Here is a 26,132-nt window from a genome sequence, read left to right on the forward strand (position 1 = left end):
GTCAGTTCAGGTTGGTTTCCAGCCAATGTTCCAGCCAGTGGATATTGTAATCCCCGGTCTGAACGGCTGGTTCTGCCAGCAGCGCATGGAACAATGGAATGGTCGTGTCGACACCGTCCACGATCAACTCGCCCAAGGCGCGCGCCAGCCGCGCCAAAGCCTCTGGCCGGTCGCGGCCATGCACGATCAGCTTGCCGATCAGGCTGTCGTAATAGGGCGGGATCCGGTAGCCATCGTAAAGTGCGCTGTCCATTCGCACGCCCAGACCACCCGGCGCGTGATATTGGGTGATCGTGCCGGGGCAGGGCGCGAAATTGGGCAGTTTTTCGGCGTTGATCCTCACCTCGATCGCGTGGCCGTTGATCTTCAGATCGTCCTGCGTAAAGGACATCGGCAGGCCAGAGGCGACGCGCAATTGTTCGCGCACCAGATCGACGCCAAAGATCGCTTCGGTCACCGGATGTTCGACCTGCAGGCGGGTGTTCATCTCGATAAAGAAGAATTCGTCGTTCTCGAACAGGAATTCGATGGTCCCGGCACCGATGTAGTTGATCGCAGCCACCGCATCGGCGCAGACTTTGCCGATCCGCGCCCGCAATTCGGGTGTGATGGCGGGGCCGGGGGCCTCTTCGAATACTTTCTGGTGGCGGCGCTGCAGCGAACAATCGCGCTCGCCCAGATGCACGGCGTTGCCTTTGCCGTCGCCAAAGACCTGAATCTCGATATGGCGCGGCGTGGTCAGGTATTTTTCGATATAAACTTCGTCATTGCCGAAATTGGATTTTGCTTCGGCGCGGGCGGAATGAAACGCCTTTTCCATATCCTCGGCGGCCAACGCGACCTTCATGCCGCGTCCGCCGCCCCCTGCCGTGGCTTTGATAATGACAGGATAACCAACCTCGGCCCCGATGCGCTGCGCGTCCTTCAGTGTCGCCACGCCGCCATCCGATCCGGGCACGCAGGGCACACCCAGCGCTTTCATCGTGTCCTTGGCGCTGATCTTGTCGCCCATGACGCGGATATGTTCGGCGGTGGGGCCGATGAAAGTCAGCCCGTGGTCCTCGACCGCCTGCACAAAGGCCGCGTTTTCCGACAGAAAGCCATAGCCCGGGTGGATCGCTTGCGCGCCGCTGATTTCACAGGCTGAAATGATCGCCGGGAACGACAGATAGCTTTGCGCCGATGACGGGGGGCCGATGCAGATCGCCTCATCCGCCATGCGCACATGCATCGCGTCACTGTCGGCGGTGGAATGGACCGCGACGGATTTGACACCCATCTCGCGGCAAGCACGCACGACACGCAGGGCAATTTCGCCCCGGTTCGCAATCAGGATTTTATCAAACATGCTGCGGCCTATTCGATGATCACAAGTGGCGCGCCGAATTCGACCGGCCCGCCGTCTTCGACCAGAATGCGCTTGACCGTGCCGGCGCGGGGGGCCGGAATGTGGTTCATCGTCTTCATCGCCTCGATGATCAGGATCGTGTCGCCTTCGCGGACGGATTGACCCACGCTGACAAAGGCGGCGGCACCCGGTTCGGGCGACATATAGACCGTGCCGACCATGGGCGAGGCGACAACGCCGGGCAGGGTAGCCGGATCGGTATCTGCGGTGGCAGGGGCAGGGGCCGATGTTGCGCCCGCCAGGGCCTGCTGCGCCGGAGCAGATGGCGCGGCCTGCATCATCACTTGCGTTTGTCTGCTGACGCGGACGTTCAGGCTGTCATTCTCGCCGTAATCCCGCTTGACCTGCAATTCTGTCAGGTCGTTCTTACGCAGCAGTTCTGCCAATGCCTGAATAAAGCTGACATCGCTTTCGTGAGAGGTTTTGTTGCTCATGTGATCCTCGGCCCATTGCCCATCGTTTGTTACCCGCCTGATGCGGGTTTATCATATCCTGCCTGCTTATAGGGTAAGCTGGCCAAGGTGGGAAGCGGCAGAGGCGTAAAATGCGCAACCTCGCGTCAACTGGCAGTCTTAATCACCGCTTGGTTTGGGCGTGTCATGCGTGTCGTCTGTTTTTTCTGCTGGCAGCATCGGCGTCCCATAGGGCCGCAGTACGCGGTCGTCGGGCAGGATTTCACCGAATTTTCTGACAAAATCGCCGCCCTGCAACTGGGCCGCGATCGCCTGCGCCAGATAGGGCCGTTGAGGCGGCAAAGGTGGAATATCCGGCGCGGGCTGTATGGGGGGAAGGGCGTGCTCTGCCGTGCGGTGTCCATCTGTGGGATAGGGCAAGGCGACAAAGAGGGTTGGCGTCAAATACAAGGAATGGGTCATTGTCTTGGTCCATGAGTTGATCTTCACACATATTTTCTGCACGAAACCTTACTTGAACGTTAAGCGGACGGCCCGGAAATGATTCGGATTTTACGCACTGGGGTTGCCAGCGCAGGCAAGTCAAATCCGTGACAGGCAATCAGTAAATCTTGTCAATACGTCGATGCTGCCCCACTATCACCTGATGCGAACAGGCAGGACATCATGCCCACAGACAGACTAACCGGCACAAGAATCCGCGAGAAGCGCATCGATCTGGGCATGCGGCAGGCAGCACTTGCGCAATCTGTCGGGATATCGCCGTCCTATCTGAACCTGATCGAACATAACCGCCGCCGGATCGGCGGCAAGCTTTTGTCCGATCTGGCGCGCGCTTTGGATGTCGATGCAACAGCCCTGTCGGATGGGGCCGATACCGACCTGCTGGATCAGTTGCGCGCCGCGGCCAGCCTGATCGGCGACAGGGCAGAGGTGACGCGCGCAGAGGAACTCGCCACCCGCTTTCCGGGCTGGGCCACGCTGATTGCGCAACAATCCCGCCGCCTTGCGGTGATGGACGAACGGGTGCGCGCCCTGTCGGACCGCATGATGCATGACCCGTTTCTGGCGAGCGCGCTGCATGATGTGATTTCGGCAGTGACAGCGATCCGTTCCACCGCAGCGATCCTTGTCAGTCAGGAAAAGATCGACGCGGATTGGCAGCGCCGTTTTCACAAAAATATCCATAACGATGCGCTGCGCCTTGGCACCAGCAGCGAAGCGCTGATCGCCTATCTTGAAACCCCGCAGGAGGCGGGCCAATCCCCTGAAACGCCGATGGGGCAGGTCGATGGCTATCTTGCGCAGAATAGCTACCATCTGGGCGGGCTGGAAGATGGCAGTAGAGATGTGGCGGATATCGTGGCGCAATCCGGGCTGACCGGGGCGGCGGCGGCGTTGCTGACGGGGATTGCGCGGCAATACGCAGAGGACACGCAGGCCCTCCCGCTGGTGTCATTCACGCAGGCTTGTGTGCAGCATGACTATGACCCCGCGAAGCTTGCCGCGCAATTTGGCGTTGATTTCGCGCAGGTTTTGCGGCGCTTGCCCTCTCTGCCGCCCGGTGCAGGCCATCCGCCGATGGGGTTGGCGGTTTGCGATGCCTCGGGCGCGCTGATCTATCTCAAACCGGTGCCGGGTTTCGCGATGCCTGTCACCGGCGGGGCCTGTCCGCTGTGGCCGCTTTTCGGGGCGCTCAGCCGGCCAAGCCAACCCTTGCGGGCCGAAGCTGTGCTGCCTGGCCCGGCGGCGCAGCATCTGTTGTGCTATGCTGTCGCGACGCCTGTCAGCGCGCATCATTTCGACCTGCCGCCGGTGCTGCGCAGCTATATGCTGGTGCTACCTGACCCCATTGCCGTGCCGGTGTCGCCGGCGTCGCCGGTTCCTGTGGGCGTGTCCTGCCGCATCTGTCCGCGCAGCGCTTGCCCCAGCCGCCGCGAACCTGCGATTGCCGGGCTGGCAACCACGCTTTGACACCCCGCGGCGAAAGGGTGATAGTCCGCCCAAGGGGAGCAGGCGCGCCAAGCGCCGTGCAAAGACATGGGGAGGCGATGAGATGGGCAAACGTGTCCTTCTGATCGAGGATGAGCCGAATATCATCGAGGCGATCGGCTTTATCTTATCGCGCGACGGCTGGACGGTGCATACGCATCAGGATGGGCAAAGCGCGATGGCCAAGGTGCTGGGTTTGCCACCTGATATGATCATTCTGGATGTGATGCTGCCTGGGCGCAGCGGGTTCGAGATTTTGCGCGAATTGCGCAGCACCGATGTTACCAAAGATATCCCGGTGATGATGCTGACCGCGCGCGGGCAGGAAAAAGACCGCGAACTGGCACTGCGGCTCGGGGCCAACCATTTCATGACCAAACCCTTTTCCAACACCGAAATGCGCGATTACGTGCGCAGCATGATGAACGTATGAAACCTCCCGCCAAAACGCCGGTGTTTCTGGAACGGGCCAGTTACCGGCAACGCCGCCTGGGCGATGCGGCGCGGTTTCTGCCGGTGCTTGGTGCGGTGCTGTGGCTGATCCCGCTTTTGTGGCAACCTGACGGGCCAGAGGCACCGTCGAACGCAGGCACGATCACCTATATTTTCGCGGTCTGGGTGCTGCTGATCGGGTTGGCGGCTGTCCTGTCGCGGGTGCTGCGCGACGATGGCCCTGCCAAAGACGACGCGACCGGCTGATGGTTTCGTTCAATATCCTGATTGTCGTGTCGCTCAGCTATGTCGCGGCGCTGTTTGCCGTGGCCTTTCTGGCCGAACAGCGGGCGGCGGCAGGCCAGGGGAACTGGCTGCGATCCCCCGTGATCTATACATTGTCGCTCAGCATCTATTGCACGGCATGGACGTTTTACGGCGCTGTCGGCTATGCCGCGCGGTCGGGTCTGGAGTTTGTGACGATCTATCTGGGGCCGACGCTGGTGATGGTCGGCTGGTGGTGGATCCTGCGTCGGCTTGTGCGGATCGGGCGGGCGCAAAGGATCACCTCGATTGCCGATCTGATTTCATCGCGCTTTGGCAAATCGCGCAGGCTGGGTGTGATCGTGACGCTGATCGCCGTGGTCGCGGCGACCCCCTATATCGCGCTGCAGATCCAATCCGTCACCTTGTCGCTGGCCGTCTTTGCCGAGGCGGAAGGCCCCGCCTGGACCGACCTTGATTTCGCCCGCGCCGCGATGTGGTTTGCGGGTGGGCTGGCGGTCTTTACCATCCTCTTCGGCACCCGCAATCTGGACGCCAATGAACGCCACCACGGTATCGTCATGGCCATCGCGGTCGAGGCTGTGGTCAAGCTTTTCGCGCTGATCGCCGTCGGTATCTTCGTCGTCTGGGGGCTGGGCGGCGGCCCGGCACAGATGATGGCGCGGATCGACGCCAGCGATCTGGACCTGTGGGATCAGGACGCTAGCCGCTGGGCCGGGCTGATCTTTGTCTCTGCCGCGGCCTTTATCTGCCTGCCACGGATGTTTCAGGTCATGGTTGTTGAAAACGATGACGAAGCCCATCTGCGCATCGCGAGCTGGGCCTTCCCGACCTATCTTTTCTTGATGAGCCTGTTTGTCGTCCCCATCGCCGTGATGGGGCTTGAACTGATGCCCGCAGGTAGCAACCCGGATCTGTTCGTGCTGACTCTTCCTTTAAGTCAGGGTGCCAACGGACTGGCGATGTTATCTTTTTTGGGTGGTTTTTCATCCGCCACATCCATGGTGATCGTGGCGACCATCGCACTGGCAACCATGGTGTCCAATCATATCGTGGTCCCGCTCTGGCTGGCGCTGCAGGATGATCAGCAAGGCGCGATGTCGGGCGATGTGCGGCAATTGACGCTGCTGGCGCGGCGGCTGTCGATCGCGGGGGTGCTGGCGCTGGGGTTCGTCTATTACCGCCTGTCGGGCGGCGGCACGGCGCTGGCTGCAATCGGGCTGATTTCATTCGCAGGCTCGGTGCAGGTGCTGCCCGCGCTGATCGGCGGCATTTTCTGGCGCGGCGCGACGCGGCCTGCGGCAGCGGCGGCGCTTTTGACCGGGCTTGTGGTCTGGGGCTGGACGATGTTCCTGCCCAGCTTCGGCCCCGGCGCGGTGATCCCGGTGCAGGTGATGGAGGACGGGCCTTTCGGCATCCCCTGGCTGCGCCCGCAGGCCCTGTTCGGGATCAGCGGCATCGATCCTCTGGTGCATGGCATCCTGTGGTCCATGCTGCTGAATTCTGCAGCTTTCATCGGGCTATCGCTGGTCACCTTTCCCACCCCGCTGGAACGTCTTCAAGGCGCGCAATTCGTCAATGTGTTCGACCATTCCGCAGGGATGCGCACATGGTCACGCCCCGTCGCCGATGCCGAAGACCTGTTGCTGATGTCGCAACGCATCATCGGCCGGACCGAGGCGCAGCGGATATTCGAACGCGAGGCCCGGCGTCAGGGCAACCCCGGTCAATTGCCCAAGGCCACGCCCGATTTCATCGCAAGGCTGGAACGCGAACTGGGCGGTTCGGTCGGGGCCGCCACCGCCCATGCGATGATCGGGCAATTGACGGGGGGCAGCGGTGTGTCGGTCGAAGACCTGATCGCCGTGGCGGATGAGGCGGCACAGATCCTTGAATATTCCAATCAGTTAGAGGCGAAATCCGCCGAACAGGAAGCCACCGCGCGCGCCCTGCGCGACGCCAATGCCAAACTGACCGCGCTGTCGATCCAGAAAGACGCATTCCTCAGCCAGATCAGCCATGAATTGCGCACGCCCATGACCTCGATCCGGTCGTTTTCGGAAATTCTGCGCGATGTCGATCTGCCGCCTGCCGATCAAAGCCGCTATGCCGGGATCATTCAGGACGAATCGATCCGGCTGTCGCGGCTGCTGGACGATCTGCTGGACCTGTCGGTGCTGGAAAACGGGCAGGTCGTGCTGCACCGGCAGACCGGGCAATTGTCCGCCCTGCTTGACAGGGCCGTGGCGGCGGCGGGGCTTCATGACCGCAATCTGACGGTGCTGCGCGACAGCAACGCCGAACAGATCAGCATCACCACCGATCTGGACCGGCTGGTGCAGGTTTTCATCAACCTGATTTCCAATGCGGCCAAATATTGCGATGCGAAAAAGCCCACCCTGACGATCCGTGTCAGCCGTGCACAAGGGCAGCACCGGATCGATTTTCTCGACAACGGCATCGGGATCGCGGCGCAGAATCAGGCACTGATCTTTGAAAAATTCTCGCGTCTGGCGGATGAAGCCAAGGCCGGCGGCGCGGGCCTTGGTCTGGCTATCTGCCGCGAGATCATGCACCGGCTGGAGGGCGACATCATCTATCTGCCGGGCACCTCGGGGACCGCATTTCGGGTGATCCTGCCGGTCACATCTTAGGGAAATCGTAACCTCTGCCGGTGTAAGGTTGGTCAAACACATGGCAGGCATATGACTGAACGTTCACAAACCTCCATTCTGCGGCGAATGGCGCGGCAATCTGTTGCCGCGCCCCCCGCCAGCCCACTGACCACATCGCGTGCGGTGCGTCTGGCGCTGGTCAAGGCAGCGTCAGACGCGGGCGGGCTGGTGCTCGCTGTGGCCAGCACCGCCGATGATGTCGGGCGGCTGGACGATCTGGTGGGTGGACTTGATCCGGGGCTGATGCTGGTCGGGCTGGACCGGCGCGGGAAACTGGCGGGCTTTGTGGCGGTGGACATGCAGTTGCGCGGCGCGATGCTGGAAATACAGACCATGGGACGGCTCATCGACCAACCCGCCGAGGATCGCCTGGCCACCGATACGGACAAGGCGCTTTGCGATCCGCTTTTGGCCGCCTTTCTGGCCGCTCTGCCGCCCGCCGTGACCGGCACCGGCTATGAAGGCTGGGTCGATGATGTCACCCTGGGTGACCGTCTGGCCGACAGCCGCTTGGCAGGATTGCTGCTCGCGGACGGCGATTACCGCGTTTTGCGGATGAACGTCGATCTGGGCCACGCCGACCGGCAGGGCGAGGTGTTGCTGGCATTGCCCCTGATCCAGCGCGCGGCGCCGGCACCGGTCGCCCCGGCACCGGCGGTCGATTGGGACAGCGCCTTTGCCGCCGCGGTGCAGGATGCACCGGCAAGCCTGATGGCGCGATTGCACCGGTTCACCATGCCGCTGGGCGACGCGCAGGCGTTGCACGTCGGGCAGGTGGTGCCTTTGCCGGGCTGCACGGTGAATTCGGTCCGGCTGATCGCACCGGACGGGCGCTGCGTGGCGCGCGCGAAACTGGGGCAGATGGGCGGCAAACGCGCCATCCGGGTTGAGGGAGAAACCGTGGCGCAGATGCAGGATCTGGTGGTGGAGGGTGGGGATGTGGACGCTCCAATTCCAATCGCACTGGCCACGAACGAAAAGGACAAAATGATTGTAAGTACCTAGGCGCATAAATCTGGCTGTTTTGGTACTCTCAAAAACGGTTGACGAACTATTTCGCATGGGAACGCATCGCGAAGCTCTATGTGCAGGAGATTTTACGTCGAAAGCTCGCTGAATTACAGGTTGACCAGTAGGCGGAATGGTCTCAGATAGTGTAAACGGTGGTATGGTTTGACTGGTAAAGATGACGGATGATTACATTTCAAGACGCTATGCAAGCCATGGACAGCCCGGAGGTATCGCGCATAAAGGCCCATAATCTTGGGGTCAATGATATGGTGAACCTTGTTTTGCAACGCTCAGAAATTATTCGGGACCAGCCAAAACCCAACCGATTTATCAAGGCTTGGGTCAACGGCAACGATGCGCCCCTGCTTGATCTGGTCGAAAAGCTCGGTGCCGATGAGTTGGTCCGTCGCGCCGCCGCATTTATTTATCTTGAGTTTCAGAAAATGAAACCTTTCCTGACAAGCCCTGCGCCGCGCAAAGTTGCTGATATTGGCTGCGGCTACGCGTTGTTTGATCTCTTTCTGGCGCGCGAATACGATGCAGATTTGGTGCTCATCGACATCGAGGCGAATGAAAAACGCCATTTTGGCTTTGAAAAAGAAGGTGCGGCCTATTCAAGCCTCGCGCAGACCCGTGATTTTTTGATCGCAAACGGTGTGGAGGCTGGTTCGATCGAACTGCGGAATCCACAGACGGACAGTTTGTCTGATATCAAGGAGCTTGATTACATCTTCAGCTTTATTTCCTGCGGATTTCATTATCCGTGGGATACTTACCTCGATTTTTATGACAAGGCCCTTTCCGCTGAAGGTCGGGTCATACTTGATTTGCGGGCACGAAAGTTTGCTGAGGCGCTGCCCGAAATTTCAAAATTTGGTTTTGCCCGCCATCTTGCGAAAGCCGCCAACGGAAGCGCTGATCGCATCATGTTCATGAAAGCTGCATAACGGCCTTACGGGGGGCGATATTTGTGAATACGTCCCCGTGCCGGTGTAGTACGCCGGGCGCAAGATGGCAGTCAAAGCAGCCACACACCCTCACCCCCGCGCCAACCCGTCCAACTGTCCGCGCATGCCCGCCAGATCATAGCCCGCCTTGGCGGTCGCTGCGATAATTTCATCCGTCGGCATTTGCCCCGCTTGCCCCAGCGACCAGACAATCGACGACCGTGTGCCGGACGCGCAATAGGCCAGCACAGGCCCGGTGGCGCCTTCCGATGCCGCCTTTTGCGCCGCGACCATATCCATGTTCAGCGTCTGATGCGTCACCGGGTTGATCGCAAAGTCAAGCCCGGCAGCCTTTGCTGCGGCTTCAATTGCGGCGGCCTGATGCGATGGCGGCACCTCTGCGTCGGGCCGGTTGCAGATGACCCTGGTAAAACCGGCGGCGGCGATGGCGGGGATATCCTCGGCACTGATTTGCGGGCTGACGGCGTAATCGGGGGTGATATGGCGGATGTCCATGGTCTTGTCCTTATGCTGCGGCGGCGAGGGCGCGGTCGATCCTGATGCGTAGCCCCGGTGTCAGCACCATACCTGCCAGCATCGCGGCCAGAAAGACAAGCCCACCGATACCACCATAGGACAGCGAGGCAATCGCTGGTCCGGGGCACAACCCTGCCAGACCCCAGCCCATCCCGAACATCGTCGACCCGATCACCAGATTGCGCCCGATCCGCGGTTGCGGCGGGGTGGGAAAGGCCACCGCCAGCACCAGCTTGCGCCCGATGGTGAACCGCCAGGCGATGGCCATGGGTATAATCGCCCCGCCCATCACGAAGGCCAGCGTCGGGTCCCAGTCGCCGAACACATCCAGCCAGCCCTGCACCCTGGTTGTGTCAGTCATGCCGGAAATCAGCAGGCCCATGCCAAAAAGACAGCCCGTCAGAAAAGCAAAGACAGCGCGCATCAGATTGCCCCCAGCAGATGCCTGAACACCACCACCGTCAGACCACCGGCCCCGATGTAAAACACGGTCGCGACGATTCCGCGCAGCGACAGGCGCGAAATTCCGCAGACCCCATGGCCAGAGGTACAGCCATTGGCAAGCCTTGTACCGACCCCCACCAGCAGACCCGCCGCGATGACGACCGCAAAATTGCCGGTCAGATGCGTCTGCGCCCCGCCGATTGCAAAGGCCATGATGGCCGGTGCGATGAACAGCCCCGCCAGCAGCGCCGCGCGTTCGGCCCGGTCATCGCGCCCGCTGCCATCGACCAATCCGCCGATGATGCCCGACGCCCCCATGACGCGCCCGTTGACCAGCAGGAAAATCGCCCCTGCCAGTCCGATCAGCCCACCGCCGATCAGGCCTATGATCCATTCAATTTGCATCCGAGGCCCCCGAACTGCTTACAACTGGTTGATCGGCACTTTGAAATACCGTGTGCCGTTGTCTTCCGGCTCCGGCAGGTGGCCAGCGCGCATATTGGTCTGCAGCGACGGCAGGATCAGCCGGGGCATCCCCAATTGTGCATCGCGGGTGTTGCGCATGGAAACGAATTCCTCCAGCGGTTTGCCGGCACCCACATGGACATTCATCGCCTTTTGCTCGCCCACCGTGGTTTCCCAGGCAAAGTCGTCACGCCCAGGTGCCTTGTAATCATGTCCGACAAAGATCCGGGTCTCGTCGGGCAGGGACAGGATTTTCTGGATCGAGCGGTAAAGATCCTCCGCCGACCCGCCTGGAAAATCGCAGCGCGCCGTGCCGAAATCGGGCATGAAAAGCGTATCGCCGACAAAGGCGGCGTCGCCGATCACATAGGTTAGGCAGGCCGGTGTGTGGCCGGGGGTGTGCAGCACGTCGGCGCGCATCTGTCCGATATGAAATGTATCGCCGTCCGCGAATAACACGTCGAATTGTGACCCGTCGCGCTGGAATGCGGTGCCTTCGTTGAATATCTTGCCGAATGTGTCCTGCACCAAGGTGATATTGGCCCCGATGCCGATCTTGCCACCCAAGTGGTCCTGCAGATAGGGCGCTGCGGACAGATGGTCCGCATGCACATGGCTTTCCAGAATCCAGGCCACGTTCAGCCCTTGGTCCCTGATCCACGCGATGATTGCGTCCGCCGATGACGTATCGGTCCGCCCTGCGGCAGAATCGTAGTCGAGCACTGAATCCACAATCGCGCAATTGCTGCCCGCAGGTTCCCGCAGGACATAGGAAATCGTATTGGTGGCCTCATCGAAAAAGGCTTTCACGTCGGGTTTCATGTTGATTCTCCTTTGTCGAAAGACAATAAGCACTGCTCGTAACATTTCAATGTTGAAATGTTTAAAGATGCCATTTAAGGTGCTGCTATGGACCAAGTCACTGATTTTCAAGTCGATCCGATGGATGCCGCCGCGCAAGAGGCGGCGGAATTGCTCAAGGCGCTGTCGAATCCCGGCCGTCTGCGGATTTTATGCGCGCTTGTGCCGGGTGACATGTCGGTGGGACAGCTCGAAAAAGCGCTGGGTGCCAGTCAGTCTTACGTGTCCGGCCAGCTATTGCGCCTGCGCAGCGAAGGTCTGGTCGCCGCGATCAGGGATGGGCGCAACATCCGCTATCATCTCGCAGACCCGCGTGTGCGGCCCCTGCTGGAACGGATCTACGATATTTTCTGTCCGGCGTAATAGCGGCGCAGGCCGCATCTTAGCCCAGCATCAGACCCAGCGCGACTGTCATCAGCCCGATGACCGAGATGAAGAGCGCGCCCAGATTGATTGGTAGCACTTTGGACATCTTGACGCGCATATCCTCGTCCGAGAGGTTGGCGCGTTTGGCTTTCACAACAGTCAGGATGCTGTAGATAATTCCCAGCAGGCCGACAGCCGACAGGCCAGCACCGATTGCGACAAGGATTTCCATCAAACTCTCCGCTGTTTTGCCTGCCATAGAGCGGGCAGGGACGCGGTGCAAGGGTTGCGGGCCATCAGGCCAGCAGCTAACACACCCCAACCCCGCGAGGAGAGCGCCATGAACGATTCAATCACCGAAACAACATCATCCGTCGCCGCCGAGGAACTGCGCCAGTTCATCGAACGGTTCGAACGTCTGGAAGCCGAGAAAAAAGACATCGCCGACGCCCAGAAAGAAGTCATGGCAGAGGCGAAGGGCCGTGGTTACGACACCAAGGTCCTGCGCAAGATCATCGCGATCCGCAAGCGCGACGCCAACGACCTGGCCGAAGAAGAAGCGGTGATGGACCTCTATATGTCCGCTTTGGGCATGTCTTAACCGGGGGGTTCCGCATCGCGCGGCGCGCTGGCCCACGTTAACGCAGATGAACCATATATATACGTAAGCCGGTGATATCACGCATTGCCGACCTTCCTCGCGGGGAAGACGGGCGAAACCTGCCCCGCGGGGAGGCATTCGTTATCTTGCGCAAAATACATGTGCTGCGTCTTCCTCGCCCGCGCTATCTGAACGGTAGCAACAGCTCGACCCCCGGCATGGCGGCGATCACCGCCAGATCAGCTTCATACGCCGCACTCATATGCGCGACTGTCGCTGCATCCAGTTCGGGCAGGTCGATGTCCTGTTCAATCTGCGCAGTCAGCGCATGATCGGCCCAGACGTCGGCGATGATCTCGTGGCGCTGCGGAGCGGTGATATCCCCGGACTGCGCCAGCTTTTCCGTCAGAAGGGTCATGCCTTCGGGGCTCAGCAATCCTGCTATCCGGTCCAGCCCGCCCGTCAGCCCGCCCTGCGGTTCAACGCCGCATATCCGGTGGATCAATTGATCCCACAGCAGCGGGCTGTCTTCGTCGCACCAGATTGTCAGCGGCGTGTCGGGGGCGCCCTGCTTGATCCGGCGGATTACATCGGACCAGCGGATTTCCTCGGGCGACAGCATGCCCATCCACGCACCCAGATCCTGAATCTTCACATTGGGCAGGGCGTCCTGCAGGAATGCGGCGGGATTGCGGATCGCCATGAACAGGCTGATCTCGTCATCCGGAAACAGGCGGTGCAAGCCGCGGGTCTTGGCCTCGGCCTGCGCGTAGAACACGCCATGCTCGACGATCCGGTTGGGAACGCAGATAAAATTATCATTACTCAGCACCAGCCGCCGCAGATCGTCAGCGGCGACAATCGCATCAAGCAAGATATCGCGCGTGTCCGGGTTCGTGGGGGTGCCGGCCATGCCCTGAATCGTCTCGCGGATCAGGCTGCGGTACTTTCCGGGGCCGGGCACCGCGATCCCCTGCTGCAACAGGCTGTCGTTATTCTTGAGAAGGGATTTCAGTAAACGGTCTTCGTCTGTGCAATGCGCGCCGATGTGAAAGGCAATCTGCATGGGCCATCCTTGGTTTTTGGCTGCTCTATATCATAGCGGGCAATCTGGACAGCAAAACCCGTTTCGACTAGACCCTGCTGATGTCCGATCAAATAAGTCAGATTTACAACGCCAGACGACGACGGCGCCGGATTGACCCCTGGTCCGTCGGTGCCTTGCTGATTGCGACGATGGTCATGGTGCCAATTTTCGCGGTGATCTGGTTTGCGCTGACGCCAACCGAAAATATATGGCCGCATCTGCTGCGCACGACCTTGCCGCGCTATCTGTCCAATACGGCGGTATTGATGTTCAGTGTCGGTGCAATCACCGCGGTGGTGGGGACGGGTGCCGCTTGGCTGGTGGTGATGTACCGGTTCCCCGGTCGCAGCGTGCTGCAATGGGCGCTGCTGATGCCACTGGCGGTGCCGGCCTATGTCGGGGCCTATGCATTGGTGGATTTTCTCGAATATGCGGGACCGGTGCAAACCGCACTGCGCGACACGTTCGGATGGCAATCTTCGCGCGATTACTGGTTTCCTGCGATCCGGACACGCGAGGCCGCCATCGTCGTGCTGAGCGCGGCACTCTATCCTTATGTCTATCTTCTGGCGCGCGCGGCGTTCCGCGAACAATCGGGCGCGGCGTTTGAAGTCGCGCGCGCGCTGGGGGCAGGGGCCTGGGGGCGGTTTTTCCGGGTCGGCCTGCCGCTGGCCCGTCCGGCCATCGCGGCAGCCGTTGCGATCGTGATGATGGAAACCGTGAACGACTACGGCACGGTCGCCTATTTCGCGGTGCAGACGCTGACCACGGGTATCTTTTCGGTCTGGCTGCAAAGCGGCAATCTGGGCGGTGCCGCGCAACTGGCCACGACAATGCTGGCGGTGATCATCCTGCTGGTGCTGGCGGAAAAGCTGAGCCGCCGCAAGATCCGCGTTTTCGGATCAGCGCGCGGCACCCGCCCGGTCACGCCGGAATCCCTGACCGGCTGGAAGGCATGGGTCGCCACCGCCCTCTGCGCGTTTCCGGTGCTGCTGGGCTTTATCCTGCCGGTGACCGTGATCCTCGGCCATGCATTCGACGCCAACATGTGGGTCGCACCGGGGCTGCACCACGCGATCATCCATACCGTCACCGTCGGCGGGATCGCTGCGGTGGTGACAGTGGTCGGGGGCGTGTTCATGGTTTACGGCGTGCGCATGTCGCGCCACAGCCTGCCGCGACAATTGATGCCGGTGACGGCCATCGGCTATGCCGCGCCCGGTGCGGTGCTGGGTATTGGCATTCTGGTGCCATTGGCGGCCTTTGACAACCGGCTGGCCGATGCGATGGTCGCCATGGGCTTTGACGATCCGGGGCTGATCTTTACCGGGTCGGCGGCGGCATTGGTGTTGGCCTATGTGGTGCGGTTCTTTGCCATCGCCCAGGGCACAGCGGATGCGGCGCTGGGCCGGGTCCCGCCCAGCCTGCCGATGGCCGCGCGCTCGCTCGGGCGCAGCGCAGGCGGCACGCTGCGCGCGATACATCTGCCACTGGTGCGCGCGTCGATGGGATCTGCCCTGCTGCTTGTCTTTGTCGATATCGTCAAGGAACTGCCCGCCACCCTGCTGCTGCGACCGTTCAACTATGAAACGCTGGCGACACGGGTACATGCGAAAGCCTCGCTTGAAAACCTGTCAGAGGCGGCACCGGCGGCGATGATGATCACGCTTGTGGGGCTTTTGGCGGTCGGATTGCTTGCCCGGGCGAACCGCTAGGGCGGGCGCGGAATTATTTGCACGATGAACGTCAGATCGGCATTGCCAGAGTGCGTTTTCCCCTGCTATACGCCCGCAACCGAAGGCGTTTGCCCGGTACCAGTGCCCCTATAGCTCAGCTGGTAGAGCAACTGATTTGTAATCAGTAGGTCCGCGGTTCGAGTCCGTGTGGGGGCACCATCACTTCTTCTGTCTATCGCCGGTTCGACGCCATCACGATGATGCGTCGCTCATGCGCTGGCGCATTTGTGCCGCGCCACAAATTTACCATAAAGAAGACATAATATCACGGCGGCAGCCCGGATGCGGCAGGTCGCATTTCGCGACCTTCGGCGGGACCCGACAGATCCGGGTTTTCAGCGACCGAGTCGGCGTCGCCGCGTGGTGCCCCCCATCAGCGGTTTCGATTCGTGCCAAATGGCACAGAGCGGCCGGGTTCCGGTGCCTCGGAAGTTGCCTTGTCCGCTCATGCTGCCCATTTCCCGCTCACTTGGTGAACAAAAGTCGAAAAATTGCTACATTCTTCCGATGTCAAGGACGAATATGACATAAAAATGTTTGAAATATGGTGGAAGCTGTATCAAAGGTAGCGCAAGAAGGCTTGGACGAGATTACGTCAAAGAGCCCGCTGATTATTTTTTGTTCGACCGTTTTTCAATTATTTATAATAGGTAAGTTTATGCCGGATTCGCACCAGACGAAGTTTCAGAATTTTCAGGCGAGCCACGACAGCGTTATGACGCTGCGACAGGTTTCGTCCTCCTTCCAACCAATCGACGGCATACCCTGCGGGGGCCATATGAAGCGCGCATTCGACGTGTTTCTGGCGCTTGTCGCCTGCATCTTGCTGTCGCCGCTGCTGATCGGGCTGACGCTGGCAATACATTTTTCTGACGGAGGGCCTGCGTTCTTCGGGCATATAAGGGTCGGGCGTTCCGGCAAGAAGTTCAGATGCTGGAAGTTCCGCAGCATGCGGCCGGATTCCGCAGCCTATCTGCAGCGCTATCTGATCGAAAACCCGGAAGCGGCACGTGAATGGCTTTTGCACCGCAAGCTCAAGAACGATCCGCGGGTCACGCCTTTGGGCCAGATATTGCGCAAGTACAGCGTCGATGAGCTGCCCCAGCTTTTCAACATCCTGTTCGGCGAGATGAGCTTTGTCGGGCCACGCCCGGTCGAGGAAACAGAGCTGGAGAAATTCGGCCCTTCCCTGCGTCATTATCTGCGTGCCCGCCCCGGCCTGACAGGGCTGTGGCAGGTCAGTGGCAGAAGCGATACCGGCTATCAACGCCGTGTCGCGCTGGACAGATATTATGTGTCCAACTGCTCTTTGCTGATGGATATGAAGGTTATTTTCAAGACCGTCCCGGTCGCCTTGTTTGGTCGCGGCGCCTACTGACGCGCCCGATCAACCAAGACTACCACGGAGCAAATTATGCCAAAATGCACTTTCACTGCTATCTGCAGTCTTGCCATCATGCTGTGCACCCAGCCCCTGCTGGCCGAAACCTACCGGATTGGTCCGGGCGACGTACTGGAACTGCGCGTCCTTGAATGGGACCAACTGGAAAGCGCCGCCGTCGAATGGGAGGCCCTGCGCGGCGCATTGCCGGTCGGGTCGGATGGCATGGTCAACGTGCCGTTCATCGGCCAGATCGATGCAAATGCCATGACCACCGCCGAAATGGGGCAGGTCGTGGCCGAGAGGTTGCAGCAACGCCTTGCGACATCCGCATCGCTGGATGCCATTGTCAGCGTCACGCAGTATAGTCCGGTTTACATAGCGGGCGCAGTGCGCAATCCGGGCGAATATCCGTTCAGACCGGGCCTTGTCGCGGTGCAGCTTCTGGCGCAGGCGGGGGGCAGCTCGCTCGATCAGAATGCGGTCAACATCGATGCACGCGAGATTTTCAACCGTGAAGGCAATATTTCGCTTTTACATCAGGAAGGCGAACGGCTCGCCGTGCGCCGCGCGATGCTGCAGGCAGCGATTGACGGTCAGGACGCAGTCACGATGCCGACAACATCCGGCGACAACGCCTGGCCCGCCCGTCTGGTAGATGTGGAAAACGATGTGCTTCAACTGCGCCGTCAGCAACGTGCGCGCGAACTCACCGCTTTGAGCGACCAGATCAGGCTTTTAAACAACGAGGTCGACGCCTTGCTGGAACGCTCGGCAGCGCTGGACCGTCTGAGCGAAATCGCGCAAAGCGAATATGAAAGCGCGCTTGCTCTGGTCGAACGTGGTTTGGCCGCCAATGCCCGCGTCGGGGAAGCCGAACGATCCATCGCACAGACAGAAGCGCAGCAGCTTGAAATCTCGACCGCGATCCTGCGCGCACGGCAGGGGATCACCATCGCAGAGGCCGAAAAGCTTGCCCTGCGCGACCGCGAAGTGATCGAGGATACGCGGCAATTGCAACTGGTTGACGAAGAGCTGGAACGCGTCGTCACAAATCTGGACACCCAGCAACGTATCGCGCTGGCCGAAACTGGCATGTTCGTGCAGGAAAGCCTGTCGGATGAACCCGTCACGGCACCTGTACCGCTTGTGACGATCCGGCGCGCCACACCGGATGGCATCACCACGCTGACCGGGCTGGAAACCGTGTTGGAGCCTGGCGACGTCGTCGAAGTGACCCTGCCACGCATGCGCAACCGCTGGAGCCAGCAATTGCCGGATGTGGTGACGCAATGACCCAGACATTCAGCGAAACTGTGTCAAAAGGTACAGCAGAGGCGGCACCGATCCGCGCGCTGGCCAAAGCGAACCGCGGCCGCAAGGCTGTTGTCGGCCTTTTGTGGTCGGCGTTGAATACAGGGTCCGCGACGATCATCGCGGCCATCGTCTTTGTCATAACTTCGCGGCTGCTGGGGCCGACCGAATTCGGCATCGTCGCCCTGGCGGTCAGCATGGTCACCTTTGTCGGCTGTGCGACGCCTGCGTCCTTTGGCGAAGCGATCATCCAAAGATCCCGGATCGCGGCAGAGCATCTGGATACGGTCTTCTGGATGTGTCTGATTTCGGGGGTGGTGCTTTATGTGCCCATTCTGCTTCTTGCCCCGACCATCGCAGAATTCACCGACGAACCTGTACTTGCCATGCTTTTGCCGTTCATCGGGCTCAAGCTTGTGATCGATCTGATCGCCGTCGTCCCGCAGGCGCTGGTCATCAGAGATATGCAATTCAAATATATCGCGGCGCGCACGGCCATCGGCAACGGCATCGGCGGGGTGGTGTGTATCATCATGGCGCTGAATGGCTATGGCCTCTGGGCCTTGGCGATGGCGCCTGTGATTACCTCTGTCGTGTCAGCCGCTATTTTGATCAAGGCTGCGCGCTGGCATCCGCGTTTTCGGGTCAGCAAGGCGGCGGCATCCGATCTGATGCGCTTCGGCCTGTTTTCATCAGGCAATCGCATATTGACCGTGATCAATCTTGACCAGATCCTGATCGGTATTCTGGCAGGCCCGGCCGTGCTTGGGCTCTATTTTCTGGGCAAGCGGCTGTTTGACCTGTTGTCGGGGGTCACGACGGGCGCGTTTTACCCCGTTGCGACGGTATTTTTCGCCGCGATTCAAGAAGAGCCCGGCAAGCAGGTCGGACCCTTTGCATTGGTGACCTTTGCGGCGGCCCTGGCGACATTCCCGCTGTTTGCAGGGCTGTTCGTTCTTGCGGATAATGCTATTCCGCTGGTTCTGGGCAGCCATTGGCAGCCTGCGATACCGGCAATTCAGGCCTTTGCGGTCATCGGGTTGCTGTTCGGACTGCATGTTCCGGCCGCATCGCTGGCCAGCGGTCTGGGCCGTGCGGATATCTGGTTCGGCTTTGATCTGATCCGCTACGCCCTGACGCTGACGGTGATCGCGCTGTTCATCGGGCGTGGGCTGGACGTTGTCATGATCGGGATCGTGGTGGTTAATCTGGCGATTGCGCCGGGCTGCTTTCTGATTGCACGCAAACTGATCGGGATCACGGCGATCCAATATGCCAGAGCGTTGATGGCCCCCTTGCTGGCGACCGCTGCAATGTGCGTGGTTCTGGCCTTGCTGCCATTCGTTCTGACGATGATCTCCCCCGCGTTCTTGCTGGTCTGTCAAGTCGTGACCGGCGTGGCGACCTATTGCGTCATCGCCCTTGCCATGTCGCATGCAGAGATTGCCGAGATCCGGCGCGCCATGACGAAAGGGAAATCCAATGGATGACCATATGCACAGCGCGGCCAAGGCACCTTTGATTTCGGTCCTCATGGCCAATTTCAACGGTGACGCGCATCTTCGCGCGGCGATGCAATCGGTTCTGGCACAGACCCATCCCGCGCTGGAACTGATCCTGTCTGACGATGGATCGCAGGACCGAAGCATCGCCATCGTGCAAGAGATCATGGCCAATGATGGCCGTGTGCGCCTGCTCCGGTCAGAAACGCCGACCGGACCAGCAGGTGCCCGGAATCGCGCGCTGGAGGCTGCGCGCGGGAGCTGGGTCGCCATTGTCGATTCAGACGATATCATTCACCCCGAACGGCTGACCCTTATGCTGAGTGCGGCAAAGTCGTTGCAGGCGGATATGGTCGCCGACGATCTGATCTTTTTCGCCCAGGATCTGTCTGAAAATCCCCGGACGCTGTTTCAGGACCTTGATCTTGTGCAGCCGGAAATGATCGATGCGCAGGCACTGATCGAGGGGCGTCTGCCCGGACGGCGCAACGTTGCGCTTGGCTATGTCAAGCCTTTGATCCGGCGCGCGGCGATTGGCGATATACGCTATAATCCCGATCTTCGGGTGGATGAGGACCATGATTTCTATCTGCGCCTGCTGCTGTCCGGTGCGCGCTTCACCCTGATACCTGATGCGATGTATCTTTACCGGCGCCACGCCGCGTCTTTGTCGCATCGTTTCAGCGTCGCGAAACTGCAGCCGATGATCGCGGTGCAGAAGGCGCTTGTCGATGCGCTGCCAGCCGACCGCGCCGATCTGCGCCCGGCGCTGTTGCGTCGGATAGAAACGCACGAGCAGCATTTGCATTACGCGCAGTTGATCGATGCGTTGAAAGCGCGTCGGGCTTTTGCCGCGCTGGGGCTTCTTGTGCGCTATCCGGCAAGCTGGACAATGCTGGCGCACACACTGAAAGAGCGGAGCTTGCGCAAACGCCAGCAACCTGCGGCGACGCAAAAGCGGATGAAGATCATTCTGTGTGCATCGGGTGACATGACAGGTGCCGTTTGTCCCGGTTTCAACGTCGTGCAGGTCCCGGATGCCCCCGCGTCCGGCTGGACGCGATCTGCAGCGGCGATCTGGGCCAATCTTGCGCGCATGTCATGTGAATATGACCTGGATATTATTGCCGTCGGGCGCGCCGGATCATTCGCGCTGGGGTTGGTGCCGGTGCTGCGGTCGGCCCGCGTCGTCGATGCGTACGAGGATATTCAAATTGGCCCGCGTGAAGCGACGGCAGACCAGCCGCGCCACGCTGCAAATTATGCGAGAAGCCTATGAAGAACATCCTTTACCTTGCGCATGATCTGGACGACGCCGCGATCTGGCGACGTGTCAGCATGCTCGAAGCCGGCGGCGCGAAAGTGGCGGTCATCGGGTTTCGCCGGCTGACATCACCGCTTGATCGCCCGGCGCTGGTGCTGGGACGCACGCATAACCGCAGAATTCTGCACCGTGGATGGGCGAGCCTGCGCGTTTTGATCCGTGCGCGTGAATTTGCGCGCGACTTTGCGCCCGACATCATCATGGCACGCAATCTGGAAATGTTACCGCTGGCGGCGCGTATCAAGGCCCGGTGCAAAGGCGCGGCACCCAAGATATTTTACGAAGTTCTGGACGTGCATCGCCTGATGATCGGGCAGGGCGTTGTTTCGGCCTCGCTTCGCTGGGTCGAACGCAAGCTTTGCGCCCAGGTGGAAAGTGTCATCATTTCATCTCAAAGGTTCGATCAGGAACATTTTGCGCGCCATAAACAGATTTCATCGCCCCCGATCCTGATCGAAAACAAAATCTGGCACGGACGCGATGTCGAAAGTGATACGCCCGCATCGCGCGAGGGCGTGAAACGCATCGGGCCGCTGGTTATCGGCTGGTTCGGCATCCTGCGCTGTGCCGCGTCGCTGGATTGCCTTGATCAGGTGACGCGCCGGCTTGACGGTCGTGTCAAGCTGGTGCTGCGCGGAAAACCCGCGCTGGACGCGCTTCCTGATTTTCATCGGATCGTCGAGGAAAACCCGCATATGAGCTTTTGCGGACCCTATGATTATCGTCATGACCTTGCGCGCATCTACAGCACGGTTGATTTCGCCTGGCTGGTCGACCGCTATGACGCCAATGCCAATTCAGACTGGCTGCTGCCGAACCGGCTTTATGAAAGCTGCGCGCATGGGGCCATCCCCCTGGCGCTGGAAGGCACCGAAACCGGGCGCTTTCTGCGGATACGGGGCATTGGGATGGTCTTGCGGGATCTGCGTCCGATTGCGGTCGCCTCGGTCTTGCAGGGGGTGGATCAGGGTCATCTTTCCGCCTTGGCAAGACAGCAAGACGCAATTGACCCCGCGACCTGGCGCACAACCCGGCAGGATTGCATTGCTTTGGTGCAGTTGCTGTCAGGGGACGCCCGCATGCGGACCAACCGGCCGGTTTCGCCACGCGCCACAACGGCGGATCTTGCCCGATGATATCACTGAGAACAGAATTAAGCGCGTTTTACGCAGCCCGGCCCAATCGTCAGGCACAAGATGCGCAGGCATGTGTCGCGATCGTTATCCCGACCCTGAACGAGGCACGCCACATTATCCCGGTGCTGCGGATGCTGCTGCCGGGCGCGCAGCGCATGGGGGCTGCGATCATCGTCGCGGATGGCGGTTCTGACGACGGGACTGTCGATCTTGTGCTGTCAGAAGCAAGGCGCGTGCCGGGCCTGTTCCTGTTGCACAATCCACGCAAGCTGCAATCGGCAGCGGTCAATCTTGCTGTGGCAAACTGCCCGCCAGAGGTCGATTGGCTGATCCGTGTGGACGCACATGGCGCCTATCCCGACAATTACTGCGAAGTTCTGCTGGACGAGGCCTGCCAGACCGGCGCGGACAGCGTGGTCGTTACGATGTTGGCCCGTGGGGATGGCGGGATGCAGAACGTGATCGCGGCCGCACAGAACGGTTTTGTCGGCAATGGCGGGTCCGCACATCGCGGCGAACCCAAGGGGCGGTATGTCGAACATGGGCATCACGCATTGATGCGCCGGGCCGCTTTTTCCAAGGTTGGTGGATATGACGAGACATTCACCCATAACGAAGATGCCGAACTGGATGCGCGGCTGCGCAAGGCGGGTTGCCGTATCTGGCTGACCGGCAAGACGCAGATGATCTATTTCCCCCGCGACAGCCTGACGGGGCTTGCCAGACAATATTTCAATTTCGGGCGCGGCCGTCTGGCCACTGCCATCAGGCATCCGGACAGTTTTCGCAAAAGGCACCTTGTTCTGGTCAGCCTTGCGCCCGCTGCCTGCCTTGCGGTGCTGTCCGGCCTGCATGTGATTTTTGCTGTCCCGCTTTTGCTATGGCTGCTGATCTGCTGTCTGGCAGGGCTGCTGATGGCGTTGCAGCACCGCAGACCCGCCTTGGCTGCAAGCGGCATTGCCGCAGGTCTCATGCAGATGGGCTGGTCCGCTGGTTTCTGGAATGGCCTGTATCACCACGTAAAGACCCGGTTCGTTATGTCCGCTGAAAACAAACACAACAAACACCCGATGAAAAAGGAGGGATCATGAACAAGATGCTTGTGCGTTTTGGCGATAGTGACCCCGGCATGACGCCGTCGACCAACAGGCCAGTTTATGGTCGTGAAATTCATGTCTCGACCATCATGACCGCGATGCGGAACCATAAACTGGTTCTGGGGCTTGCGGTGCTGGCGGCGCTTGGCGTCGGATTTGTCTATCTGCAGACGACACCCGCGCTTTACCGTGCATCCGCCGAAGTCATGATCGGAGAGGAAATTCCCGGCGTCGGTGATGCGCAGAACCGCGGTGGATTGGCACAGAACGATATCCTGCTGGAAAGCGCGCAACGCGTGCTGACCTCGCAGCAGATCGCGCTGGCCGTCGTTGACGATCTTGATCTGCACAACAATGCTTCCTTCATGCAGCCGCCCCAACCGTTGCTGCGCGAGGCCGTTCAGGGCTTGCGCGGTCTGATCGGGGCGGTTCTGCCGGGCAGCGCGCCACCTGGGGTTGAGGATGTGTCGTTCGAAGAGCTGGACCGGCTGGAACGCATGTCCGCCGCCGATGCGCTGACCGGTGATATCGAGGTGCGGCGCGAAGGACGCAGTTCGGTGTTCACGATCCGCTATGCGTCGGCTGATCCCGCGCTTGCCGCAGCGGTGGTCAATGCCTATGGGCGCGCCATCGTGTCGGATCAGATGATCGGCAATGTCGCGGCCTCGGCGCGGGTGCTGGACTGGCTGCAAGAGCGTTTGTCCATCATTCAGGACAACGCCATGACGGCGGCGCTGGAGGCCGAAGAATTCCGCGCCGCCAGCGGATTGCTTGCCATTGCGGGCGAATCGATCACGGCGCAGACAATCGCGCAGCTTAACAACGATCTGGGCGCGGCCACTGTGCAATTGGCACGACTGCGCGCACAGAACAGCGTCTATGCCGAATTGCGCGCGCTTGATCCGGCGGCATTCGTGCAGGCTGGCGCGCCTGCCGTGGGTATTCCTGACGCCGGTTTCACGGCTGGGCAACAGCGACTTCAAGGGCTGGTGCGCCGGGCCGAACAGATCGAAAGCCAATATGGCCCCGATCACGCGGAAGTCGTGCAATTGCGCGCCCAGATCGAAACGGAAGGCAGATCGCTGCAAAGAGAATTGCAGACCTTGCATGAAACCTCGCTTTACGCCGCGCGTGCGCTGGAAACCGAGGCGGGGATGTTGCGCGAAAGCATTGCCGAGGCGGCCACGGAAAATCTGCGACTGGCGCAGGCGCAGGTCGAATTACGCGCATTGGAGCGGCAGGCAGAGGTGTTCGACGCTTTGAATGAAACCTATCTGCTGCGCCTCAAGGATCTGGAGCAGACGCAGACCTTTCCCGTCACGAATGTGCGCGTGCTGTCGGTTGCGGATATACCTGAAAACCCGTTTGCGCCACGCAAATCGCTGGTGCTGGCGTTCATGATGATCCTGGGGATGATGGCAGGCACGGCGATCGCCCTGATCCGCGACGGCGCGGAAAAGTTCATCCGTACCAAAGAGGATCTGCGCAACACCACCGGCAAGCCGTTCCTGGGATATCTGCCGTTGCTGTCACCCGCAGAGATGGTAGGCACAGCCATCCCGATGAACCGCGAACGGCGGCTGGATATCGCGACCGACAAGCGCGAAACCTTCCGGTTTCCGTTTCCCGCCATGCGTTTCCCGCTGTCGCATTTTACGGAAACCCTGCGCAATATCCGCGTCCATTCCGATACGGCTGCCAATAACAAGCCCGGCTATGTGCTTGGCGTGGTGTCGGTCCGGGCGTCCGAGGGCAAATCAACCGTTGCGGCCAATCTTGCGGCGCTGATTGCATCCGGTGGGCGGTCTGTCCTGTTGATCGACGCCGATCTGCGTACGTCGGGGCTCAGCAAGATGATGCACAAGGTGATGGGCATCGGTCTGCGTGAAGTGCTGCTGGGCCGGGAAAAGTGGCAGGCTGCCGTGCGGCAGGAGGCATCCACGGGCTTGCATCTGCTGCCGTCCACGTTTCCGTCCAGCGATCCCATCGCCGGTGATCTGGCCGGATCGCCAGAGTTTCGCGACGTGATCAGAGAGGCCAGCAAATCCTATTCCTTTACCGTCGTGGACCTGTCGCCGTTGGGGCCGGTCTCCGATGCGCGCGCGCTGCTACCGGTGATCGACGGGCTGGTGATGGTGGTCGAATGGAACAAGATGACCCGCGAATTGCTCGAAGAGGTGCTGAGCAGGGACCCGATCCTTTATGACAAACTGCTTGGCGTGGCTTTCAACAAGACAAGCATGGAATCGATCACACGATACGGAAGTATCGAAGAACAGGAGCGCTATGGATATGGCAATGATGAAATCAAAGTTTCGGCCTGACGCACCGGCGATGTCGGTCGTCAGGCGCAGCAGGATTGGCATGGCGGTTGGCGCGCTTGTTCTTGGTGCCGCAACCGCGGTGGCGGGGGCCGACGCCGACAACGCGTCGTTTCTGGACGATTTCACCACCTTTGACATGTCCCGGTGGTATATCTCCGACGGGTGGAGCAACGGTGACCATCAGAACTGCCTTTGGTCACAAGATGCAGTTGCGCATGAAGAGGGGCGTCTAAGTCTTTATTTTTATGCCGACACCAGCGAAACCCACGAATATAAATGCGGCGAGATTCAATCCCGCGCTGTATTCGGACACGGCACCTATGAGGCGCGTTTGCGCACCAACGAAGGCTCTGGTCTGAATGCCGCCTTCTTTACCTATATTGGTCCCGTGCATGGTGAACGCCATGACGAGATCGATTTCGAGATACTGACCGCGAATACCAGCGAAGTGACCGTGAACACCTATGTGGATGGCGAACCCAAGCATGGCGCAATTCATCCGCTGGAGCAGGCGGCCAACGACGCGTTTCACATCTACTCCTTTACATGGGAACCCGACCGGCTGAGTTTTTTCGTGGATGGCGCCCTAATTCATACGGTTGAGGATGATGAGCTGCCGATCACCGACCAGAAGATGTATTTCAGCCTCTGGGGCAGTGACACCTTGTCGGACTGGATGGGGCCGTTTGAGCATCCCGCCGGGCCCAAACGGATGGATATAGACTGGGTCGCCTTCACTGCCCTTGGCGAGGACTGTCAGTTCCCTGATTCCGTCCTGTGCGAACAATAAGGAC

General features: G+C 60.3%; 26 protein-coding genes and 1 tRNA gene. 18 read left to right on the forward strand and 9 right to left on the reverse strand.

The window, feature by feature from the left end:
- Position 1: 1 nt before the first annotated feature.
- The 3 genes from accC to ACK4TM_RS00825 form a co-directional block, all read right to left on the reverse strand.
- Entirely contained in the window at positions 2-1,348 is a 1,347-nt protein-coding gene (gene accC / locus ACK4TM_RS00815) for an acetyl-CoA carboxylase biotin carboxylase subunit (RefSeq protein WP_409695242.1), read from the reverse strand.
- A gap of 8 nt (positions 1,349-1,356) precedes the next feature.
- Positions 1,357-1,842, reverse strand: coding sequence for an acetyl-CoA carboxylase biotin carboxyl carrier protein (accB, locus tag ACK4TM_RS00820; protein ID WP_409695245.1), 486 nt, complete (start codon positions 1,840-1,842; stop codon positions 1,357-1,359).
- Between the two features lie 138 nt (positions 1,843-1,980).
- Complete coding sequence (locus ACK4TM_RS00825; protein ID WP_409695248.1) at positions 1,981-2,283, reverse strand: hypothetical protein; 303 nt, start codon at positions 2,281-2,283, stop codon at positions 1,981-1,983.
- A 204-nt stretch (positions 2,284-2,487) separates the two neighbouring features.
- Here ACK4TM_RS00825 and ACK4TM_RS00830 point away from each other — a divergent pair, with 204 nt between their 5' ends.
- From ACK4TM_RS00830 to ACK4TM_RS00855, 6 genes are all read left to right on the forward strand, one after another.
- Positions 2,488-3,795, forward strand: coding sequence for a helix-turn-helix domain-containing protein (locus ACK4TM_RS00830; RefSeq protein WP_409695251.1), 1,308 nt, complete (start codon positions 2,488-2,490; stop codon positions 3,793-3,795).
- 82 nt (positions 3,796-3,877) lie between these two features.
- On the forward strand, positions 3,878-4,246 hold the full coding sequence (locus ACK4TM_RS00835) for a response regulator transcription factor (RefSeq protein WP_409695254.1): 369 nt from the start codon (positions 3,878-3,880) through the stop codon (positions 4,244-4,246).
- Positions 4,243-4,512, forward strand: coding sequence for a hypothetical protein (locus ACK4TM_RS00840; RefSeq protein ID WP_409695257.1), 270 nt, complete (start codon positions 4,243-4,245; stop codon positions 4,510-4,512). Before ACK4TM_RS00835 ends, ACK4TM_RS00840 begins: the two co-directional genes overlap by 4 nt.
- On the forward strand, positions 4,512-7,184 hold the full coding sequence (locus ACK4TM_RS00845) for an ATP-binding protein (protein ID WP_409695260.1): 2,673 nt from the start codon (positions 4,512-4,514) through the stop codon (positions 7,182-7,184). The genes ACK4TM_RS00840 and ACK4TM_RS00845 overlap by 1 nt, the downstream gene beginning before the upstream one ends.
- A 51-nt stretch (positions 7,185-7,235) precedes the next feature.
- Positions 7,236-8,210: a FliM/FliN family flagellar motor C-terminal domain-containing protein gene (locus ACK4TM_RS00850; protein WP_409695263.1), complete on the forward strand. Its 975-nt coding sequence runs from the start codon at positions 7,236-7,238 to the stop codon at positions 8,208-8,210.
- Positions 8,211-8,419: 209 nt separating this feature from the next.
- Positions 8,420-9,163 carry a class I SAM-dependent methyltransferase gene (locus tag ACK4TM_RS00855; protein WP_409695266.1) on the forward strand — a complete coding sequence of 248 codons (744 nt, stop codon included), beginning with the start codon at positions 8,420-8,422 and terminating at the stop codon, positions 9,161-9,163.
- Between the two features lie 90 nt (positions 9,164-9,253).
- Here the strand turns inward: ACK4TM_RS00855 and ACK4TM_RS00860 are convergent, their stop codons facing one another.
- From ACK4TM_RS00860 to ACK4TM_RS00875, 4 genes are read right to left on the reverse strand one after another with little or no spacing between them, the layout of a single operon-like run.
- Positions 9,254-9,679, reverse strand: a complete 426-nt coding sequence (locus ACK4TM_RS00860) for a TIGR01244 family sulfur transferase (protein WP_409695269.1) — start codon at positions 9,677-9,679, stop codon at positions 9,254-9,256.
- A 10-nt stretch (positions 9,680-9,689) separates the two neighbouring features.
- Complete coding sequence (locus ACK4TM_RS00865; protein WP_409695272.1) at positions 9,690-10,124, reverse strand: DUF6691 family protein; 435 nt, start codon at positions 10,122-10,124, stop codon at positions 9,690-9,692.
- On the reverse strand, positions 10,124-10,549 hold the full coding sequence (locus ACK4TM_RS00870) for a YeeE/YedE family protein (RefSeq protein WP_409695275.1): 426 nt from the start codon (positions 10,547-10,549) through the stop codon (positions 10,124-10,126). The genes ACK4TM_RS00865 and ACK4TM_RS00870 overlap by 1 nt, the downstream gene beginning before the upstream one ends.
- Positions 10,550-10,567: 18 nt before the next feature.
- The gene (locus ACK4TM_RS00875; protein WP_409695278.1) at positions 10,568-11,431 is read right to left on the reverse strand and encodes an MBL fold metallo-hydrolase; all 864 of its coding nucleotides are present in this window, start codon (positions 11,429-11,431) and stop codon (positions 10,568-10,570) included.
- A gap of 87 nt (positions 11,432-11,518) precedes the next feature.
- On the opposite strand from ACK4TM_RS00875, the gene ACK4TM_RS00880 reads away from it, so the two are divergent.
- The gene (locus ACK4TM_RS00880) at positions 11,519-11,833 is read left to right on the forward strand and encodes an ArsR/SmtB family transcription factor (RefSeq protein ID WP_409695281.1); all 315 of its coding nucleotides are present in this window, start codon (positions 11,519-11,521) and stop codon (positions 11,831-11,833) included.
- A 19-nt stretch (positions 11,834-11,852) separates the two neighbouring features.
- On the opposite strand, the gene ACK4TM_RS00885 is transcribed toward ACK4TM_RS00880, so the two are convergent.
- Entirely contained in the window at positions 11,853-12,095 is a 243-nt protein-coding gene (locus ACK4TM_RS00885; protein ID WP_409695285.1) for a hypothetical protein, read from the reverse strand.
- 81 nt (positions 12,096-12,176) lie between these two features.
- Between ACK4TM_RS00885 and ACK4TM_RS00890 the strand changes: the two genes are divergently transcribed.
- Positions 12,177-12,437: a DUF2312 domain-containing protein gene (locus ACK4TM_RS00890; RefSeq protein ID WP_322895091.1), complete on the forward strand. Its 261-nt coding sequence runs from the start codon at positions 12,177-12,179 to the stop codon at positions 12,435-12,437.
- Between the two features lie 184 nt (positions 12,438-12,621).
- On the opposite strand, the gene ACK4TM_RS00895 is transcribed toward ACK4TM_RS00890, so the two are convergent.
- On the reverse strand, positions 12,622-13,503 hold the full coding sequence (locus ACK4TM_RS00895) for a hypothetical protein (RefSeq protein ID WP_409695288.1): 882 nt from the start codon (positions 13,501-13,503) through the stop codon (positions 12,622-12,624).
- An 80-nt stretch (positions 13,504-13,583) separates the two neighbouring features.
- On the opposite strand from ACK4TM_RS00895, the gene ACK4TM_RS00900 reads away from it, so the two are divergent.
- The 10 genes from ACK4TM_RS00900 (at position 13,584) to ACK4TM_RS00945 (ending at position 26,128) form a co-directional block, all read left to right on the forward strand.
- Entirely contained in the window at positions 13,584-15,239 is a 1,656-nt protein-coding gene (locus tag ACK4TM_RS00900) for an ABC transporter permease (protein WP_409695292.1), read from the forward strand.
- A gap of 104 nt (positions 15,240-15,343) precedes the next feature.
- Positions 15,344-15,419: transfer RNA gene (locus ACK4TM_RS00905), tRNA-Thr, on the forward strand.
- A gap of 385 nt (positions 15,420-15,804) precedes the next feature.
- A complete protein-coding gene (locus ACK4TM_RS00910; protein ID WP_409695295.1) occupies positions 15,805-16,638 on the forward strand; it encodes a sugar transferase in 834 nt (277 codons plus the stop codon).
- Positions 16,639-16,716: 78 nt separating this feature from the next.
- A complete protein-coding gene (locus tag ACK4TM_RS00915) occupies positions 16,717-17,937 on the forward strand; it encodes a polysaccharide biosynthesis/export family protein (protein WP_409695298.1) in 1,221 nt (406 codons plus the stop codon).
- A complete protein-coding gene (locus tag ACK4TM_RS00920; RefSeq protein ID WP_409695301.1) occupies positions 17,934-19,445 on the forward strand; it encodes a lipopolysaccharide biosynthesis protein in 1,512 nt (503 codons plus the stop codon). Before ACK4TM_RS00915 ends, ACK4TM_RS00920 begins: the two co-directional genes overlap by 4 nt.
- The gene (locus ACK4TM_RS00925) at positions 19,438-20,736 is read left to right on the forward strand and encodes a glycosyltransferase family 2 protein (RefSeq protein ID WP_409695305.1); all 1,299 of its coding nucleotides are present in this window, start codon (positions 19,438-19,440) and stop codon (positions 20,734-20,736) included. Before ACK4TM_RS00920 ends, ACK4TM_RS00925 begins: the two co-directional genes overlap by 8 nt.
- Positions 20,733-21,917, forward strand: a complete 1,185-nt coding sequence (locus ACK4TM_RS00930) for a glycosyl transferase (RefSeq protein ID WP_409695308.1) — start codon at positions 20,733-20,735, stop codon at positions 21,915-21,917. The genes ACK4TM_RS00925 and ACK4TM_RS00930 overlap by 4 nt, the downstream gene beginning before the upstream one ends.
- Positions 21,914-23,008 carry a glycosyltransferase family 2 protein gene (locus ACK4TM_RS00935; RefSeq protein ID WP_409695311.1) on the forward strand — a complete coding sequence of 365 codons (1,095 nt, stop codon included), beginning with the start codon at positions 21,914-21,916 and terminating at the stop codon, positions 23,006-23,008. Before ACK4TM_RS00930 ends, ACK4TM_RS00935 begins: the two co-directional genes overlap by 4 nt.
- On the forward strand, positions 23,005-25,338 hold the full coding sequence (locus ACK4TM_RS00940; protein WP_409695314.1) for a GNVR domain-containing protein: 2,334 nt from the start codon (positions 23,005-23,007) through the stop codon (positions 25,336-25,338). Before ACK4TM_RS00935 ends, ACK4TM_RS00940 begins: the two co-directional genes overlap by 4 nt.
- Positions 25,301-26,128 (forward strand): family 16 glycosylhydrolase, encoded by an 828-nt coding sequence (locus ACK4TM_RS00945; RefSeq protein WP_409695317.1) that lies wholly within the window; start codon positions 25,301-25,303, stop codon positions 26,126-26,128. The genes ACK4TM_RS00940 and ACK4TM_RS00945 overlap by 38 nt, the downstream gene beginning before the upstream one ends.
- The last annotated feature ends 4 nt before the right edge of the window (positions 26,129-26,132 follow it).

It is taken from the genome of Yoonia sp. (assembly GCF_046292185.1).
GTDB lineage: Bacteria > Pseudomonadota > Alphaproteobacteria > Rhodobacterales > Rhodobacteraceae > Yoonia.